Origin of the sequence: Brevibacillus laterosporus DSM 25 (assembly GCF_002706795.1) — a bacterium.
Taxonomy (GTDB): domain Bacteria; phylum Bacillota; class Bacilli; order Brevibacillales; family Brevibacillaceae; genus Brevibacillus_B; species Brevibacillus_B laterosporus.
This window is the reverse complement of record NZ_CP017705.1, coordinates 351,694-368,493: the sequence shown is the minus strand read 5'-3', so window position 1 is coordinate 368,493 and position 16,800 is coordinate 351,694. Positions and strand designations below refer to the sequence as shown.

General features: G+C 41.8%; 19 protein-coding genes and 1 pseudogene. All 20 read left to right on the top strand.

Annotated elements, in window-relative coordinates:
* Window positions 1-93: 93 nt before the first annotated feature.
* A pseudogene (locus BrL25_RS26650) lies at window positions 94-215 on the top strand (multidrug resistance efflux transporter family protein); the annotation flags it as partial.
* Window positions 176-514 carry a multidrug resistance efflux transporter family protein gene (locus BrL25_RS01710; RefSeq protein ID WP_026315093.1) on the top strand — a complete coding sequence of 113 codons (339 nt, stop codon included), beginning with the start codon at window positions 176-178 and terminating at the stop codon, window positions 512-514. The pseudogene BrL25_RS26650 and the gene BrL25_RS01710, both read left to right, overlap by 40 nt.
* 305 nt (window positions 515-819) lie before the next feature.
* Window positions 820-1,278 (top strand): ribosome maturation factor RimP, encoded by a 459-nt coding sequence (gene rimP / locus BrL25_RS01705; protein WP_018670864.1) that lies wholly within the window; start codon window positions 820-822, stop codon window positions 1,276-1,278.
* A gap of 22 nt (window positions 1,279-1,300) precedes the next feature.
* Complete coding sequence (gene nusA / locus BrL25_RS01700; protein ID WP_018670865.1) at window positions 1,301-2,395, top strand: transcription termination factor NusA; 1,095 nt, start codon at window positions 1,301-1,303, stop codon at window positions 2,393-2,395.
* Window positions 2,392-2,682, top strand: a complete 291-nt coding sequence (gene rnpM / locus BrL25_RS01695) for an RNase P modulator RnpM (protein WP_018670866.1) — start codon at window positions 2,392-2,394, stop codon at window positions 2,680-2,682. Before nusA ends, rnpM begins: the two co-directional genes overlap by 4 nt.
* Complete coding sequence (locus BrL25_RS01690; RefSeq protein WP_018670867.1) at window positions 2,679-2,987, top strand: YlxQ family RNA-binding protein; 309 nt, start codon at window positions 2,679-2,681, stop codon at window positions 2,985-2,987. The genes rnpM and BrL25_RS01690 overlap by 4 nt, the downstream gene beginning before the upstream one ends.
* Window positions 2,988-3,001: 14 nt before the next feature.
* A complete protein-coding gene (infB, locus tag BrL25_RS01685; protein WP_018670868.1) occupies window positions 3,002-5,419 on the top strand; it encodes a translation initiation factor IF-2 in 2,418 nt (805 codons plus the stop codon).
* The gene (locus tag BrL25_RS01680) at window positions 5,419-5,700 is read left to right on the top strand and encodes a DUF503 domain-containing protein (RefSeq protein WP_003336961.1); all 282 of its coding nucleotides are present in this window, start codon (window positions 5,419-5,421) and stop codon (window positions 5,698-5,700) included. Before infB ends, BrL25_RS01680 begins: the two co-directional genes overlap by 1 nt.
* 35 nt (window positions 5,701-5,735) lie before the next feature.
* On the top strand, window positions 5,736-6,092 hold the full coding sequence (gene rbfA / locus BrL25_RS01675; RefSeq protein WP_026315094.1) for a 30S ribosome-binding factor RbfA: 357 nt from the start codon (window positions 5,736-5,738) through the stop codon (window positions 6,090-6,092).
* Between the two features lies 1 nt (window position 6,093).
* Entirely contained in the window at window positions 6,094-7,092 is a 999-nt protein-coding gene (locus BrL25_RS01670; RefSeq protein WP_018670870.1) for a DHH family phosphoesterase, read from the top strand.
* A complete protein-coding gene (gene truB, locus BrL25_RS01665) occupies window positions 7,085-8,014 on the top strand; it encodes a tRNA pseudouridine(55) synthase TruB (RefSeq protein WP_018670871.1) in 930 nt (309 codons plus the stop codon). Before BrL25_RS01670 ends, truB begins: the two co-directional genes overlap by 8 nt.
* Window positions 7,983-8,963 carry a bifunctional riboflavin kinase/FAD synthetase gene (locus BrL25_RS01660; protein WP_018670872.1) on the top strand — a complete coding sequence of 327 codons (981 nt, stop codon included), beginning with the start codon at window positions 7,983-7,985 and terminating at the stop codon, window positions 8,961-8,963. Before truB ends, BrL25_RS01660 begins: the two co-directional genes overlap by 32 nt.
* A gap of 152 nt (window positions 8,964-9,115) precedes the next feature.
* Complete coding sequence (gene rpsO / locus BrL25_RS01655; protein ID WP_003336966.1) at window positions 9,116-9,385, top strand: 30S ribosomal protein S15; 270 nt, start codon at window positions 9,116-9,118, stop codon at window positions 9,383-9,385.
* A gap of 142 nt (window positions 9,386-9,527) precedes the next feature.
* Window positions 9,528-11,648 (top strand): polyribonucleotide nucleotidyltransferase, encoded by a 2,121-nt coding sequence (locus tag BrL25_RS01650; RefSeq protein WP_018670873.1) that lies wholly within the window; start codon window positions 9,528-9,530, stop codon window positions 11,646-11,648.
* A gap of 151 nt (window positions 11,649-11,799) precedes the next feature.
* Window positions 11,800-12,780, top strand: coding sequence for a polysaccharide deacetylase family protein (locus tag BrL25_RS01645; protein ID WP_018670874.1), 981 nt, complete (start codon window positions 11,800-11,802; stop codon window positions 12,778-12,780).
* A gap of 170 nt (window positions 12,781-12,950) precedes the next feature.
* Window positions 12,951-14,207, top strand: coding sequence for a M16 family metallopeptidase (locus BrL25_RS01640; protein WP_018670875.1), 1,257 nt, complete (start codon window positions 12,951-12,953; stop codon window positions 14,205-14,207).
* Between the two features lie 16 nt (window positions 14,208-14,223).
* The gene (gene dut / locus BrL25_RS01635) at window positions 14,224-14,676 is read left to right on the top strand and encodes a dUTP diphosphatase (RefSeq protein ID WP_018670876.1); all 453 of its coding nucleotides are present in this window, start codon (window positions 14,224-14,226) and stop codon (window positions 14,674-14,676) included.
* Between the two features lie 175 nt (window positions 14,677-14,851).
* Window positions 14,852-15,130, top strand: coding sequence for a YlmC/YmxH family sporulation protein (locus tag BrL25_RS01630; RefSeq protein WP_018670877.1), 279 nt, complete (start codon window positions 14,852-14,854; stop codon window positions 15,128-15,130).
* A 163-nt stretch (window positions 15,131-15,293) separates the two neighbouring features.
* The gene (gene dpsA / locus BrL25_RS01625; RefSeq protein WP_018670878.1) at window positions 15,294-16,193 is read left to right on the top strand and encodes a dipicolinate synthase subunit DpsA; all 900 of its coding nucleotides are present in this window, start codon (window positions 15,294-15,296) and stop codon (window positions 16,191-16,193) included.
* Window positions 16,190-16,786 (top strand): dipicolinate synthase subunit B, encoded by a 597-nt coding sequence (locus tag BrL25_RS01620; protein WP_018670879.1) that lies wholly within the window; start codon window positions 16,190-16,192, stop codon window positions 16,784-16,786. Before dpsA ends, BrL25_RS01620 begins: the two co-directional genes overlap by 4 nt.
* Window positions 16,787-16,800: the final 14 nt, after the last annotated feature.

Below are 16,800 nucleotides of genomic sequence, written 5' to 3'. Positions count from 1 at the left end.
GATAGATGTATTGTTGAGGTTGCCTTTTTCTTACTTGATATTTAAAAATAAGGCAATATAGGTCAAAAGCTTGCAGCACTTCGCTATTTCTTTATGCTTCCTCTATTACTGCTCCTTGTGTTTATGCGAGGAAATCTGGGAATGCTATGATAGAGATTAAAAAGCATCCAAAAGAATGGATGTTGTGGAGCACGGTTGGTTTTGGGCTGTTTTACGTAGATGGAGCGCCAAGTCAGAGTCAGAGTTTCCAAACCTCCCTAGTTGCTCTTTTCTCAGGATTTGTGCCACTGCTTTATTTTTCCGTGTAACTGAAATGGTAAAAGGAAGCATGCGTCAATTAGCGGCCGTAGAAGCAACACAGTCGATGGAAGTCTTATTTACTACAGCAGGAGAGGTTATTTGGTTATCTGCTAGCTTGCCTACACCATTGGTTGGTGGGGCTTCTGCTTATCATGCTTGGAATGGTTCTACACAGTGTTTCGGGGAGGAAAGAAAAGGAAGCATCCCCTGTTAATGTATCGGGGTAACCAATGCAGGCTGTGCTATGATTGGTTTAATGGGGATTCAGCAGAGTTTTGGTAAGTCTGATCAAAAGAGGCAGTGGTTGTCAAGACCCATGGTATTATGCTATAATTTTTTTGGAAATACTGGTTATACACGTACGAGAGTGGGGAAACCCACTCTTTCTTCTTGACCACAGGGGATTTCCTGATAGAAAGCTTCTTATGGCAAAGAATTAGACTTGTGACCACCCGGTGCCACCTTGGTAGCCGGTTACACATTTATAACAGTATGGATATGCTTAAAGGAGGAACTTGCTTGAGCAAGGTAGTGCAAATTGTTGAGGAACTACTGACTCCTATCCTTGAAGAAACAGGATTGGAACTGGTGGATATCGAATACAAAAAGGAAGGTAGCAACTGGTTTTTGCGTATCTTTATCGACAATGATTCGTCCAACATCGATATTGAAGATTGTGGTACCGTTAGTGAAAAACTAGGAGCAAAGCTGGACGAACTGGACCCGATTCCAACAGCATATTTCTTAGAGGTTTCTTCGCCTGGAGCGGAGCGTCCTTTACGTAAAGAAAAAGATTATCACAAGGCTGTAGGCAAACACGTACATATCACCACCAAAGAAGCGGTGGACGGTCACACGTTGTTTGAAGGTACATTAGAATCGTTTGACGGTGAGACGTTAACGATTTCTGAACAAAAAAACAAATATACAATTAAAATGGAACAAATAAGCGAAGCCCGATTGGCTATCGTCTTTTAATTGAGGGGAGGACATTAGTACAATGAATGCAGAGTTTATTACAGCACTGCATGATCTGGAAAAGGAAAAGGGGATTGACAAAGAAGTTTTGATTGAGGCGATTGAGGCAGCGCTGATCTCTGGTTACAAGCGCAACTTTAATTCCGCACAAAACGTCCGTGTTGATGTAAACCGCCATTCAGGTCAAGTTCGCGTGTTTGCACGTAAAAATGTTGTAGAAGATGTGTTAGATGCTCGCTTGGAGATTTCTTTGGAGGCTGCTAATGAAATTGATCCAAACTTCCGCATTGATGACATCGTTGAGATTGAGGTAACGCCTCGTGATTTTGGACGCATTGCGGCTCAAACTGCGAAGCAAGTCGTTACTCAACGCATTCGTGAAGCAGAACGCGGACTTATTTATAATGAATTTATTGATCGTGAAGAAGATATCGTTAATGGTATTGTTCAACGTCAGGATTCCCGCTCCTATTTTGTTGACTTAGGTAAAGTGGAAGCGGTAATGCCTCTAACTGAGAAAATGCCATCAGATGATTTTAAACCACAAGACCGTATCAAAGCATATATTATTAAAGTGGAAAAAACGACAAAGGGTCCACAAATCGTAATTTCCCGTACGCATCCAGGACTATTAAAACGCTTATTTGAACTGGAAGTACCTGAAATTTATGATGGTGTAGTTGAAATTAAATCAGTAGCGAGAGAAGCAGGAGATCGATCTAAGATTGCTGTTCACTCCACAAACGAGGAAGTCGATCCAGTTGGTGCCTGTGTAGGTCCTAAAGGTCTACGCGTACAAACTATCGTAAACGAACTAAAGGGCGAAAAAATTGACATTGTTCGCTGGTCTGAGGATCCGGCTGAATACGTGGCTAACGCGTTAAGTCCATCTAAAGTGGTTCATGTTGAAGTGAACGAAGAGGAGAAAATGACGCGCGTAATCGTACCTGATTATCAATTATCCCTAGCTATCGGTAAACGCGGACAAAATGCACGCTTGGCAGCCAAACTTACTGGATGGAAAATAGATATTAAGAGTGAAAGTCAAGCTGAACAAGAGGGGATCTCCTATCCTAAGCCTTCCGATGAAGATGCTAGCGATGTGGGTATGGAATGAAAGTAAAAAAAGTTCCGTTACGTAAATGCATTGTTTGTCAGGAAATGTACCCGAAGAAGGAATTGCTCCGCGTCGTTCGAACGCCGGATGAACAAATTTTGATCGATCCGAGCGGAAGGGCGTCCGGACGCGGCACTTATGTTTGTCAAAAAGAGAGTTGCCGTACACCAGATACTTTCACTGCTGGAAAATGGAAAAAAGTTTTGGAACGTGCGCTAAACACCAGCATTTCACAGGAACAATATGATAACTTCCGCGAGAAATGGCTGGAGATGATGGGGAAATGAATCAAAGAGTAGCGCAATTGCTAGGGTTGGCCATGCGTGCAGGCAAAGTAATAACGGGTGAAGGTCTCGTGATCAATGGGGTTCGTAACGGACAGGCAAAGCTTGTCCTTCTGGCTACAGATGCATCAGCTAACACGACCAAGAAAGTGTCCGACAAATGCCTGTATTATAAGGTGCCTTGTTATTCGCTTTCGACCAGGTACGAACTTGGAAGTGCGATTGGTAAAGAAGCTCGGGTCTCGATCGCCATCACTGATAGTAAGATGGCGAAGAGCATGGAGAACCTTCTCACACCTAATCCATAACAAGGGGTGATTACATGAAGACACGCGTATACGAATACGCAAAGAAACATAACATGAGCAGTAAAGAAATTGTTACTCTCTTGAAGAGAATCAATATAGATGTCAGCAATCACATGAGTATTATGGACGAAGAAACGGTACAAAAATTGGAACAGCATTTGGCAAATTTACGAGCAAATGCTGCCAGTGGTAACACCCAAGCAAAACAAGTGCAACAACCAAAGCAAGATAAGCCACAAACCAAAACGAGCAGCGAGGCGCGAGCCACATCCCAATCGGAAAAATCCCCCAAACAAGACGGTCAAAAACCGCAAATTGCAAATGCTGCTGGTAACACCTCAGCTCAAGCAAAGAGCAGAGGGACGCAAAACCAAAATCAGGGGAAGAATCAGGAGCGAAGAGCAAATACTATGAGTCAAAACAAAAAACAAGATGCAAAGCAAAATGAAGTAAAAGAGCAAACGACCAACATTGAGGCAGAACGTAAAGAAGAAACTCTAGCGGACAAAGCGAAAATTCCAGCAAAAGTTGGAATGGAAAAACGCGAAAAAATTAAGAAGGCTCCACAAACTAAAAAAACCTTTGAAGACAACAGAAAAGGACCGCAGTTTAACAAAAACCAAAGACGTTCAAATGGACGTCAAGGTGGACATACTCCTGCACCACGTCCTGTGTTAGAATTGCCAAGCAAAATTACGTTTACAGAGTCACTTACTGCCAACGAATTGGGTAAAAAGCTAAGAAGAGAACCAGCAGAAATTATTAAAAAATTATTCGCTTTGGGTATCATGGCTACGATCAATCAGGATCTAGATCGAGATACTATTGAATTAATTTGTGCTGACTACGGTGTAGAAGTAGAAGAGAAAATCATCATTGATGAAACAAACTTCGAAACAATCGCTGAAGTGGATGCAGAAGAAGAGCTACGTGAACGCCCTCCAGTTGTTACCATCATGGGTCACGTTGACCATGGTAAAACAACGTTACTAGATGCGATTCGCTCTACAAATGTAGTTGCAGGAGAAGCTGGTGGTATTACACAGCATATCGGTGCGTATCAAGTTGAAATCAAAGGCAAGAAGATTACTTTCTTAGACACACCTGGTCACGCCGCGTTTACAACAATGCGTGCTCGTGGTGCTCAAGTTACGGATATTACAATTCTTGTTGTAGCTGCTGATGATGGTGTTAAACCACAAACAATCGAAGCAATCAGCCATGCGAAAGCGGCAAATGTTCCGATTATCGTTGCTGTCAACAAAATTGACAAACCAAGTGCTGATCTAGATCGTGTGAAACAAGAATTAATGCAATTCGAATTAGTATCTGAAGAGTGGGGCGGCGATACTATTTTCTGCCCGCTATCTGCGAAACAGCGTACTGGTATTGAAGAACTTTTAGAATACATTCTATTGGTATCTGAAGTACAAGAATTGAAAGCCAACCCTGATAAACGTGCTCGTGGTACGGTCGTTGAGGCGGAGTTGGACAAAGGACGTGGCCCTGTTGCAACTGTTTTGGTTCAACATGGTACGTTGCGTGTTGGTGATCCAATCGTTGTAGGCTCTGCTTTTGGCCGCATTCGCGCAATGGTGAACGACAAAGGTCGTCGTATGAAAGAAGCACCACCGTCCATGCCAGTTGAAATCACCGGTTTAAATGATGTACCTCAAGCTGGGGATCAATTCATGGTATTTGAAGATGAAAAGAAAGCTCGTTCCATCGGTGAGTCTCGTGCAGTTAAACAACGTGATTCTGAGCGTCGTGCAAGTGCGCGTGTTTCCTTGGATGACTTGTTTACTCAAATCCAAGAAGGCGATATTAAAGAATTAAACCTAATCATTAAAGCGGACGTTCAAGGTTCTGTAGAAGCGCTTCGAGGTTCTTTAGAGAAAATAGAAGTAAATGGTACTCGTGTGAAAGTTATTCATACAGGTGCGGGTGCGATTACAGAGTCTGATGTTACTTTAGCAAATGCATCTAACGGAATTATCATTGGTTTCAATGTTCGTCCTGAACCGAATGCTCGCAGTATGGCTGAGCAAGAGCAAATTGACATTCGTTTACACCGTGTTATTTACACTGTTATTGAAGAGATTGAATCCGCATTGAAAGGGATGCTTGATCCTGTATATAAAGAGGAGATTATCGGTCAAGCGGAAGCTCGTCAGATCTTCAAAGTATCTAAAGTAGGTACAATCGCAGGTTGCTACGTTACGGAAGGTAAGCTAAGCCGTGATGCAGGGGCACGATTGATCCGTGATGGTGTAGTTATTTACGAAGGTAAATTAGATACGCTAAAACGTTTCAAAGACGATGTGAAAGAAGTGGCAACGAACTACGAGTGCGGTGTTACTCTAGAACGTTTCACTGACATTAAAGAAGGCGACATTATTGAAGCCTTCATTATGGTTGAAGTTAAAGCCTAATGGTAGCTGTGACGCAGTTAGAATTGTTTATGCCCTATACGAGTTCTCTTAAGGAAAAACGTTCGATTATTAAAAGCGTCATGAGTCAAATTAGAAATAAGTACAATGTATCAATTGCTGAAATAGACTTTCACGAGCAATGGCAGCGTACCTTACTTGAGGTAGCTGCCGTTGCCAATGAATACTCCTTTTTGCAAAAGGAAATTACCACCATCGTGCGGTTTGTAGAAACATTTTCCGACGTAGAGTTAATTCGGGCGGATACGGAATACTACGACTGAGGTACGATTTACGTTCGGAGGTGAATGAAATGAGCATGAATAAAACCCGAATGAGTCGCGTAAGTGAAGAGATCAAAAAAGAATTGAGCGTTCTTTTGCAACGTGAAATGAAAGATCCACGCATCGGTTTTGTAACAGTAACAGATGTGGAAGTAACTAGTGACCTTCAACAAGCAAAAGTGTATATTAGCGTTTTCGGAGATGAAAGCAAACGAGAGGAATCGCTGAAAGGTTTGCAAAAAGCAAAAGGCTTTCTACGCACAGAAGTGGGGCGTCGTATCAAATTAAGACATGTGCCTGAGCTTCTATTCAAACTGGATGCTTCCATTGATTACGGAAATAAAATCGATAACCTTTTGCGTGAAATCTCCCCAAATGAAGGAGAGAAATAGGATGAATATCGATCAAACTGTTTTCTTAGATGCCGCTCGTTTTGTTCGTGAAAACGAGCGTTTCTTAATTATTTCCCACGTAAACCCTGATGGTGATACGACGGGCTCTGCTCTTGCTATGGCTCTTTTATTAGAACAGATGGGTAAAAGCTATGTGATTGTAAACCAAGGATCTACACCTGATATGTTCTCCTTCCTGCCGCGCTTCAACCACATCATCAATCTATCTGACCAAACTGTGGATGAGAAATTCTCCTGCGTTATCGCTGTAGACGCAGCAGATAGCAGTCGGATGGGAGAAGTAACTCATTTGTTTAATCCAGATGCACAAATTCTAAATATTGACCATCATCCTACCAATGATGCGTTTGGTACGTACAATATTATCCTGCCTCATGCAGCTGCAACAGCAGAGATTATGTATGATTGGTGTGTTGCTTCCTCCTTTTCATTAACAAAAGAGATTGCTACATGTATTTATACTGGATTACTTACGGATACAGGTGGTTTCCGGTATTCCAATACGACACCGCATGTGATGGAAATCGCTTCACATCTACTTACGTATGAAGTTTCTTCAGCCGAGATTGCAGAACGCTGTTTAGAGAGCATTACGTTAAAGCATGTACAGATTCTTAAACGTGCTTTAGCATCTCTGGAGCTTATCAATGAGGGGCTCGTTGCTACTATGCAGATATCAAAACAGGATTTTTTAGAAACCAATTCAACAAATGATGATACAGGTGGTATTGTAAATTACGGGCGTAATATTGAAGGTGTCGAGGTTGGAATATTGCTAACAGAAGTAGAAGAAGGCATTGTCAAAATTAGCCTGCGTTCACGTGCAAAGGTAGATGTGGCTCAACTAGCTAAGAATATCGGTGGCGGTGGACATGCCCGCGCAGCAGGATGCACGATGAAGGGTGTAACACTGGAAGAAGCCAAGAAATCTGTTTTGCGATTGGTAGATCAAGTGCTTGGAGTGGAAAGATATGAGTGAGCAACACGGAGTTCTCGTTTTACATAAACCTGCCGGAATGACTTCACATGATTGTGTTGCAAAAATTCGTCGTATTTTTCAAACGAAAAAAGTGGGGCATACAGGTACACTAGACCCTGATGTGACGGGTGTGTTACCTATATGTATAAACAATGCGACACGAATTGTGGAGTATTTGCAGGAGCTTCCAAAAGCTTATGAAGTTGTCATGCGTATTGGTTCAACCACTACGACCGAGGATGCCTCTGGTGAAGTATTGGAGACAGCTACGGTGGACGTTGCTACCATTACTAGAGAACGAGTAGAGGAAGCAATGAAGGAAATGCTTGGGGTAATCGAGCAAATTCCTCCAATGTATTCTGCTATTAAGGTAAATGGGCAGCGTTTATATGATTTAGCTCGTGAAGGTATTACGATTGAGCGAAAGGCTCGCGAGGTTACTATTTATGAATTACAACTACATCAGATTGAATCTAACGAAGAGTACGTAGATGTGTCGTTTTATTGTCTTTGCTCCAAAGGGACGTATATGCGTACGTTATGTGTTGACCTTGGACAAAAACTGGGGTATCCTGCGCATATGGCCAAGTTAGTTCGTGTTAAAAGCGGACCGTTTACAATGGAGCATGCCCTTACGTTTGAGGAATTGGAAGCATGCATGAACAAGGAGCAAACGACGAAGAGCATTGAGCAACTTGTTATTCCAATTGGAGAAGCCTTATCTTATTTGCCTCGCTATGAAATTACAGCGGACAGAGCTAAGGCTGTACTAAATGGTTTGGAAACAGGTCTGCCAGGCTGTCAAGTTGAGGAAGGAAAGCTCATTTGTTTGTATAGTAATGGTCAGTTACTTGGCATTCACAAGGTGTATAAGAGCCAACGAGGTCTATATGCCAAACCAGAAAAAGTTTTTCGCACATGAGGTGGGGACTTTGAACATAATACGACTATCCTATCCGCTTTCATCTGAGATCGAATTACAACCATGCGCGGTCGCCATGGGATACTTCGATGGTGTTCACATTGGGCATCGTCGCGTCATCCAACGAGCGATTGATCATGCCCAAACTCACGGAATGAAAAGTGGTGTCTTGACCTTTGATCCACATCCACGTGAAGTTCTAGGTAGAAGTGGTTATTCTCAATATATCACTCCCTTGGATGATAAGCTGGAGCAATTTGAAAAAATGGGAGTAGACATCGTTTTTGTCATGCAATTTGACATTGGCTTCTCCTCTATTTACCCTGAGGATTTTGTAGAGGAAGTTATTCTGCCTCTTCAGGTAAAGCATATTGTGGTTGGCTTTGACAATACATTTGCTTATCGAGGCATGGGTACAACACAGACGCTATTAGAACTAAGCAAAGAGCGATATACTGTAGACATCATTGGCCCTGTGAATCGTTTAGGCGAAAAGGTGAGTAGCACCATTATTCGGGAATACTTGCACCAAGGCGAAGTAGAGCAAGTACGTCATCTTTTAGGACGTCCTTATAAGGTAAAGGGAACAGTGATTCATGGAGATAAGCGCGGTAGAACCATTGGGTTCCCAACTGCCAATGTCGGGGTGGACGAGCCTTATTTAATTGGAAAAAATGGTGTATATGGCGTTCGAATTACCGTGGATGAACAAACCTATGATGGCGTGATGAATATTGGAATTAAGCCTACTTTTGAATTGGAGAAGCGAGAAAAATCACTGGAAGTTCATATCATGGGTTTTAAAGATGAGATTTATGGTAAAAATGTAGAAGTAGAATTATTCTTCATGATCCGTGATGAAATCAAATTCTCTGGCGTGGAAGCTCTTGTGTCCCAAATCCAACAAGACGTGAACTTTGCTAAAGAAAAATTTTCTAAGTTGGCTTAATTCGCTAGCTAAGTGAATGATTTCCTTTACTTTTTGAAAAAAAGTATGCTATAATCTGTACTGTTCTAAGCAGAACGACCCTCTAGCTTGGCTGTCCGATTCTCACCGACGGCATGCTCAGCTAATGGGAAATTTAATGGAGGTGAGTACGAATGGCACTTACTCAAGAGCGTAAAACTCAATTGATCAACGAATTCCGTACACATGATAACGATACTGGATCTCCTGAGGTTCAAATCGCAATTCTTACGGAAAACATCAACAATCTTAACGAACACCTACGCACACATAAGAAAGATCACCACAGCCGTCGTGGTCTATTGAAAATGGTAGGTCAACGCCGTAACCTTTTAGGTTACCTAAGAGACAGCGACGTTGCTCGTTATCGTACATTGGTTGACAAACTTGGTCTTCGCCGTTAATCGGCACGTCTGAAAAAGCGGGTGAATTCCCGCTTTTTCTATTATCATATCTATTTTATTTCTGCCACAGCAGGAAATAATACATAGAGATAGAAAAGAATCATGTTAGACTATGGTCTATTTAAGGAGGACTGCTAAAAGAATGGAGCAACAATATCGTACTTTCGACTTTGATTTAGCAGGCCGAAAACTTACGCTTGAGTTTGGAAAAGTTGCAAAACAGGCACAAGGTTCGGTCTTAGTGCGTTACGGAGATACCACCATTCTATCTGCGGTTACCGTTTCTAAAGAGCCAAAAGACTTGGATTTCTTTCCATTAACGGTAAACTATGAAGAACGCTTATATGCAGTAGGTAAAATTCCAGGTGGATTTATTAAGCGAGAAGGTCGCCCAAGCGAGAGAGCTATTTTGGCGAGCCGATTAATTGACCGTCCAATCCGCCCTCTATTCTTGGAAGGCTTCCGTAATGATGTACAAGTAGTAAATACTGTTCTTTCCGTTGATCAGGATTGTTCAACAGAAATCGCAGCAATGATTGGTACTTCTGCTGCATTAAGCACATCTGAAATTCCATTTAATGGTCCGATTGCAGGTGTTATTGTAGGTCGTATCGATGGTAAATTTATTATCAACCCTACGATTGCTGAGCAAGAGAAAAGTGATATTCATCTAGTGGTAGCAGGTACGATGGACGCTATTAACATGGTAGAGGCTGGTGCAAAAGAAGTACCGGAAGAAATTATGTTAGAAGCGATCATGCATGGTCACGATTACATCAAGAAAATCGTTGCTTTCCAAAATGACATCGTAGCTGAAATTGGCAAACAAAAAATGGAAGTAGTATTGCATAGTGTGGACGAAGAAATTGACCAAGCTGTGCGTGCTTTTGCTGATGCGAAAATACGTGAAGCAGTTCGCGTAGAAGAGAAACACGCTCGTGCTGAAGCGATCGATGCTGTTAAAGAAGATACACAAGCACATTTTGCTGAGGTATATCCAGAACATGCGGGAGAAATTAGCGAAATTCTTTACAACATGGTTAAAGAGGAAGTTCGTCGTCTCATTACGCATGAAAAAGTTCGCCCAGATGGTCGTGCACTTACTGAAATCCGTCCATTGTCGAGCGAAGTGGGTATTTTACCTAGAACACACGGTTCTGGTTTATTTACTCGCGGTCAAACCCAAGCATTGAGCGTTTGTACATTAGGAGCACTCGGTGATGTACAAATTTTGGATGGACTTGGTCTTGAAGAAACAAAACGCTTCATGCATCATTACAATTTCCCGCCATACAGTGTAGGGGAAGCACGTCCACTTCGTCCTCCAGGTCGTCGCGAAATCGGTCACGGTGCATTGGGTGAAAGAGCAATTGAACCAATCATCCCTAGTGAAGTAGAATTCCCATATACAATTCGTCTAGTATCAGAGGTAATCGAATCTAATGGTTCTACTTCTCAAGCGTCTATTTGCGGTAGTGTTCTTGCATTGATGGATGCCGGGGTACCAATTAAAGCACCAGTTGCCGGTATTGCAATGGGCTTGATCATGGATACAGATGGTGAACATTTCTCCATCTTGACAGACATCCAAGGCATGGAAGACCACTTGGGAGATATGGACTTTAAGGTAGCAGGTACGGCTGAAGGTGTTACAGCTCTTCAAATGGATATCAAGATTGAAGGTATCAACCGTGAAATCCTAGAGCAAGCATTGACGCAAGCGAAGGAAGGCAGAATGCATATCCTTGAAAGCATGCTAGCTACGATCAATGCTCCGCGTGATCACTTGTCTCCTTACGCACCAAAGATCATGACAATGTCAATTAACCCAGAAAAAATTCGTGACGTTATTGGGCCACAAGGTCGTATTATCAATAAGATCATCGAAGAAACAGGTGTTAAAATCGATATTGAGCAAGATGGTCGTATCTTTATCGCATCTACGAATGCAGAAGCGAACCTACGTGCAAAACAAATCATCGAGGATTTGGTACGCGAAGTAGAAGTTGGTCAAACTTACTTGGGAACTGTTAAACGTGTTGAAAAATACGGGGCTTTCATCGAGTTGTTTGCGGGTAAAGAAGGACTTTGCCACATTTCACAACTAGCGGAAGAGCGCGTTGCTAAAACGGAAGATGTAGTTTCTGTAGGTGATAAAATCTTGGTTAAAGTAACGGAGATTGATGACCAAGGTCGCGTTAATATTTCGCGTAAAGCTGTTCTAAAAGAACAAGCACAAGCTGCACCAGAAGCAACTGAATAATAGATAGCCAAAAAGCTTTGCCGATCATGGGAAACTATGTGGGTGCAAGCTTTTTTTGCTTCTATCGAGAACTTTCTCTACATAGATTGGACAAAGAGGATAGAGAATAAGGAAGAAGAACTCGATAGATAAAAGCAAAGGTGATGAAATTGTGAAACAGCATTCCAAAAAAACAAGAAAATATATGGCGGTAGCAACTGTTTGTGGAGCGTTACTGTTTGGCTTAGTAACCTCATCTCCTGTTAGCACATATGTTACACAACTAAAAGTTGGCGTTACTCCAGTGCAAGGTCAAATTACAATTGAAGAGCCATTTAGAGAAAAAATAGAGCAGTGGCAAAAGGAGCGAGAGGAAGCACCACAAGACGCCTATCTTGATCCTGTTTGGAAAGCGATTCCCGGATATAACGGACGAGTAATCGATATTAACGCAACGATTGCCCAAATGAAGAAAACAGGCAAGCAGGATGAAAGTGCAATTGTTTTTAAAGAGCAGATGCCAAAGGTACAGGTAGAACAGCTAGGGGCTCATCCTATTTATAGAGGTAATCCCAAAAAAGAAGCAGTAAGCTTCATGATTAATGTGGCCTGGGGTAATGAATACCTTGATAAAATTCTTACTACATTAGATAGGCATAAAGTAAAAACCACATTCTTCTTAGATGGATCTTGGGTCAAACGAAACCCCGAGCTAGCGAAGAAAATTTATGACAAAGGTCATGAAATAGGCAACCATGCGTATTCTCATCCAGATATGAGCAAGCTGGGAGAGGCACGTATTCGCCAAGAGATCAGTAAAACGCAAGACATCATTTCTCAGACAATCGGCTTAAAACCTACTTTATTTGCTCCACCATCTGGTTCCTTTAATCAACGGGTGGTAGAAATTGCGCATCAGGATTACCAAATGAAGACAATTCTTTGGACAGCAGATACTGTTGATTGGAAGAATCCACCGGTTGGAACGATGGTAGAGCGTATTCGCAAGAAGTTAGATAAAGGAGTACTCATACTGATGCACCCTACTGAACCTTCAGCTCAAGGACTGGATCAAATGTTGACACTGGCTGAGAAAAAAGGATTGAAACCAACGACTGTTTCAGAGGTAATTTCTAGCCGTCGTTTACCGTAGAATCTTGTGGAATATTGTACCGGACGCTATTTTTTGCTATAGTAAGACATGTTATTTTCAATTGAAAGCTAAACGCTTATCAGTAACATGTACAACAGGGAAGCGACTTTATGATCGCTTCCCTGTGTGGCATAAGCCAGAGATAGCAGATTGATAGAGGGGGATCAGATTTGATTCAAACATATACGTGTGCAAATGGTGTCCGGATTGTTACCGAAAAAATAGCTAGTGTTCGATCCGTTGCTTTAGGCATATGGGTAGGAACGGGTTCAAAATATGAAAATGAGAAAAATAACGGGATTTCACATTTCCTAGAGCACATGTTTTTTAAAGGCACTACGACTCGCAGTGCGAAAGAGATAGCTGAAGCGTTTGACGAAATTGGTGGGAACGTAAACGCCTTTACATCCAAAGAATATACTTGCTATTATGCGCGTGTACTTGATCGTCACGCACCGCTTGCTCTCAATATTTTATCCGATATGTACTTTAACTCCGTGTTTGACGCAGAGGAATTGGAGAAAGAAAAGAACGTAGTGCTAGAAGAAATCAGTATGTATGAGGATACGCCAGATGATTTGGTGCACGACCTGATTGCACGCGCTTCCTATGCAGATCATTCGCTCGGGTATACGATACTGGGAAAAGAAGACGTGCTAAAAGGCATGAAACGTGAGGATTTGTTGACATATATTGAGCAACGATACTTACCAGAGAACACGGTAATTACAGTGGCCGGTAATTTTGACGATGAGTTAATTACATTGGTTCAATCATTATTTTCTACGTACCAGCGTACAGGTAAAACAATGGATATCGCTACACCAACCTTTACAGGTCAAAGCATTGTACATCAAAAACAGACCGAGCAGGCTCATCTATGCCTGTCTATGCCTGGCTATGCTGTTGGACATGACGATGTTTATTCCTTAATTATTTTAAACAATATTTTGGGTGGTAGCATGAGTTCTCGTTTGTTTCAAGAGATTCGTGAAGAACGCGGTCTAGCTTATTCCGTTTATTCTTACCACTCCTCATATAAGGAATCTGGTACATTTAATATTTATACGGGAACAGCACCAGAGCATGTAGGAAAAGTATTCGACATAGTGTCTAATGTTCTACATGACGTTCGTACAAATGGAATTACAGAAAAAGAACTGAACAAAGGAAAAGAACAGCTTAAAGGTAGCTTGATGCTAAGCTTAGAAAGCACTAGCAGTCGTATGAATCGTTTGGGTAAAAATGAACTGTTACATGGCAGACACCTTACATTAGACGAAATTATCGCGAAGGTAGATCGTGTAAGTCAGGAATCTGTTTTAGCAGTGGCTAAAGAATTATTCCACTCCAAAATGGCGATGGCCATGGTTAGTCCGTTGGAAGCATTCCCAGAAAATGTTGATGCAAATGTATTCTTAACTTAAAAAAGAGGTGTCTTTTGTGTTTGTAAACATTAAGAAAATGTCTCCGATGATTGGAACGGATATTCCTTTACCGCATTATGCAACAACAGGTTCTGCTGGACTTGATCTAGCAGCATGCATTGAACAGGAAATTACGATTGCTCCTGGGGAACGCGCCAAAATTCCTACAGGGATTGCTGTACAAATGCCTGACGCGAGTATGGTAGGTTTGGTGTTCCCACGTAGCGGCAACGCGTTTAAACACGGTATATCATTAACGAATGCCGTCGGAGTTATTGATAGTGATTATACGGGTGAGATTCAAGTGCTGTTGCAGAATTTAGACACAACTGAACCATTTGTGGTCAGAAAAGGAGATCGAGTTGCCCAATTACTCTTTATGCCAGTGACTCAAGCACGATTAGAAATTGTTGACGAGTTGGAGAAAACAGAGCGTGGTGCAGGTGGATTCGGTTCTACTGGTAAATAAGTGAGTGGAGAAAGGGCTTCTCCTAAGTCGTAATAGGCTTAGAGAGAAGCCTCTTTTTTATTGGTAATCTCATAATTATTTTAGAAAAAATTCTCTTTTGCTACATTCTTACGTATAAACTGTTCAGCTTTTTCGTATATTCTGCTGTGAGTGGACAAACAAAGGAGGAAATAAAATGCGATTAAGCGAGTTTAGTGGCAAAGAGATCGTTGATATTGATTATGGAGAAAAACGTGGAGTAGTAGCACAATCCGATATGGAAATTAATCCGATAACTGGAGAAATTACTGCCATTGTTGTTTCAAATAACTCTTTATTTGGAATAGGGAAGAAAAAAGCAGACATCATTATTCCTTGGAAGTCTATTGTACAAATCGGTCCTGATATGATAATTGTACAGTTACAGCCTATACAAAACCAATTTTCAAAGGAATCTCCAGTAACGAAACGATAGGTGTTCGAATAGGATGACGGTAGATTAACGAAGTGCACGAAATGTAACTCGACCGTGAACAAAAAACGGTTCGTCAACTATTTTACATTTTCCAAAGGACTTGGAAAAATTCTTTGCGTTTCCAGGTTATCTTGCGTAAAATGTTTGGAAAGGGGAACACGGCATGCTGACGGGAAAACATGTTGCTTTTATTGGCGGTGATGCTCGTCAACTGGAAGTCATTAAAAAATGCATTCAGTTGGACGCCACAGTTACTCTTATTGGATTTGATAACTTGGAGAGTAGCTTTACAGGAGCAACGAAGAAACCATTAACATGCGATGTGTTAAAAGATGTTGATGCCCTGATCCTACCTATCGTCGGTACGGATGACAAAGGAATGATTGAAAGCATTTTTTCTACAAAAAGTATTCAACTCTCTAAGGAGCATTTTGAAGCTTTACCAGAAAAATGCGTTGTCTATACCGGGATGGCGAAGCCTTATCTGAGAGAGCTATTAAAAATGTATAACGTTCCGCTAAAAGAGCTATTAAATCGTGACGACGTGGCTATCTATAATTCCATTCCTACTGTGGAAGGAGCATTGATGGTAGCGATCCAAAACACTGATATTACGATTCACAGCTCTGATGTGATTGTTCTCGGATTAGGTCGAGTAGGAATGTCATTAGCTAGAGCTTTGCATGCATTGGGAGCACATGTTAAGGTGGGGGTAAAACGTCCAGAACACATAGCACGTAGTAATGAGATGGGCATTGATGCTTTTGATCTTGATGATTTTAAACTATATGTATCAAAAGTGGACATTATTTTTAACACAATCCCACATTTGATTATTACATCAGACATCATTGCACAGATGCCACAGACTGCTTTTATCCTAGATATTGCTTCTAAGCCGGGTGGAACCGATTTTCGTTATGCAGAACGTCGTGGAATCAAAGCGATCCTTGCCCCAAGCCTTCCTGGAATCGTTGCACCGAAAACAGCCGGGCAAATTATTGCCAATACCTTAGCGCGACTACTATCGGAGCAAGCTGACAATCAGGAGGGAACATCATGAGCGATCTGAGGGGAAGAACGGTCGGATTTGGGTTAACGGGCTCCCATTGTACATTGGAAGAAACCATGCCGCAAATTCAGCGTTTAGTAGATGCTGGAGCACGTGTTGTACCCATAGCGAGCCAGACCGTGATGACCACTGATACACGTTTTGGAACGACTAACCATTGGCAAAACCAATTAAAACAGATTACAGGCGAAGAGATTATCACCACTATTCCTGATGCAGAACCGCTTGGACCTTCCAAGCTATTTGACGTTATGGTGATTGCTCCATGCACAGGTAACACCACGAGCCGATTGGCGAACGCACTCACAGATAGCCCTGTTTTAATGGCTGCAAAAGCAACCTTGCGCAACCTACACCCAGTCGTCTTGGCAATTTCAACCAATGATGGACTTGGTTTAAATGCGGCTAATATTGCAAAACTTCTAGCTACCAAAAATATTTATTTTGTTCCGTTTGGGCAGGATGCGCCTGACAAAAAACCGAACTCGCTGGTAGCACGAATGGACCTCATTAAAGAAACGTGCGAGCTAGCTATACAACATCGTCAGTTGCAACCTTTGCTTATAGAAAGATTCCATTATTGATGCAGCTAACAGGC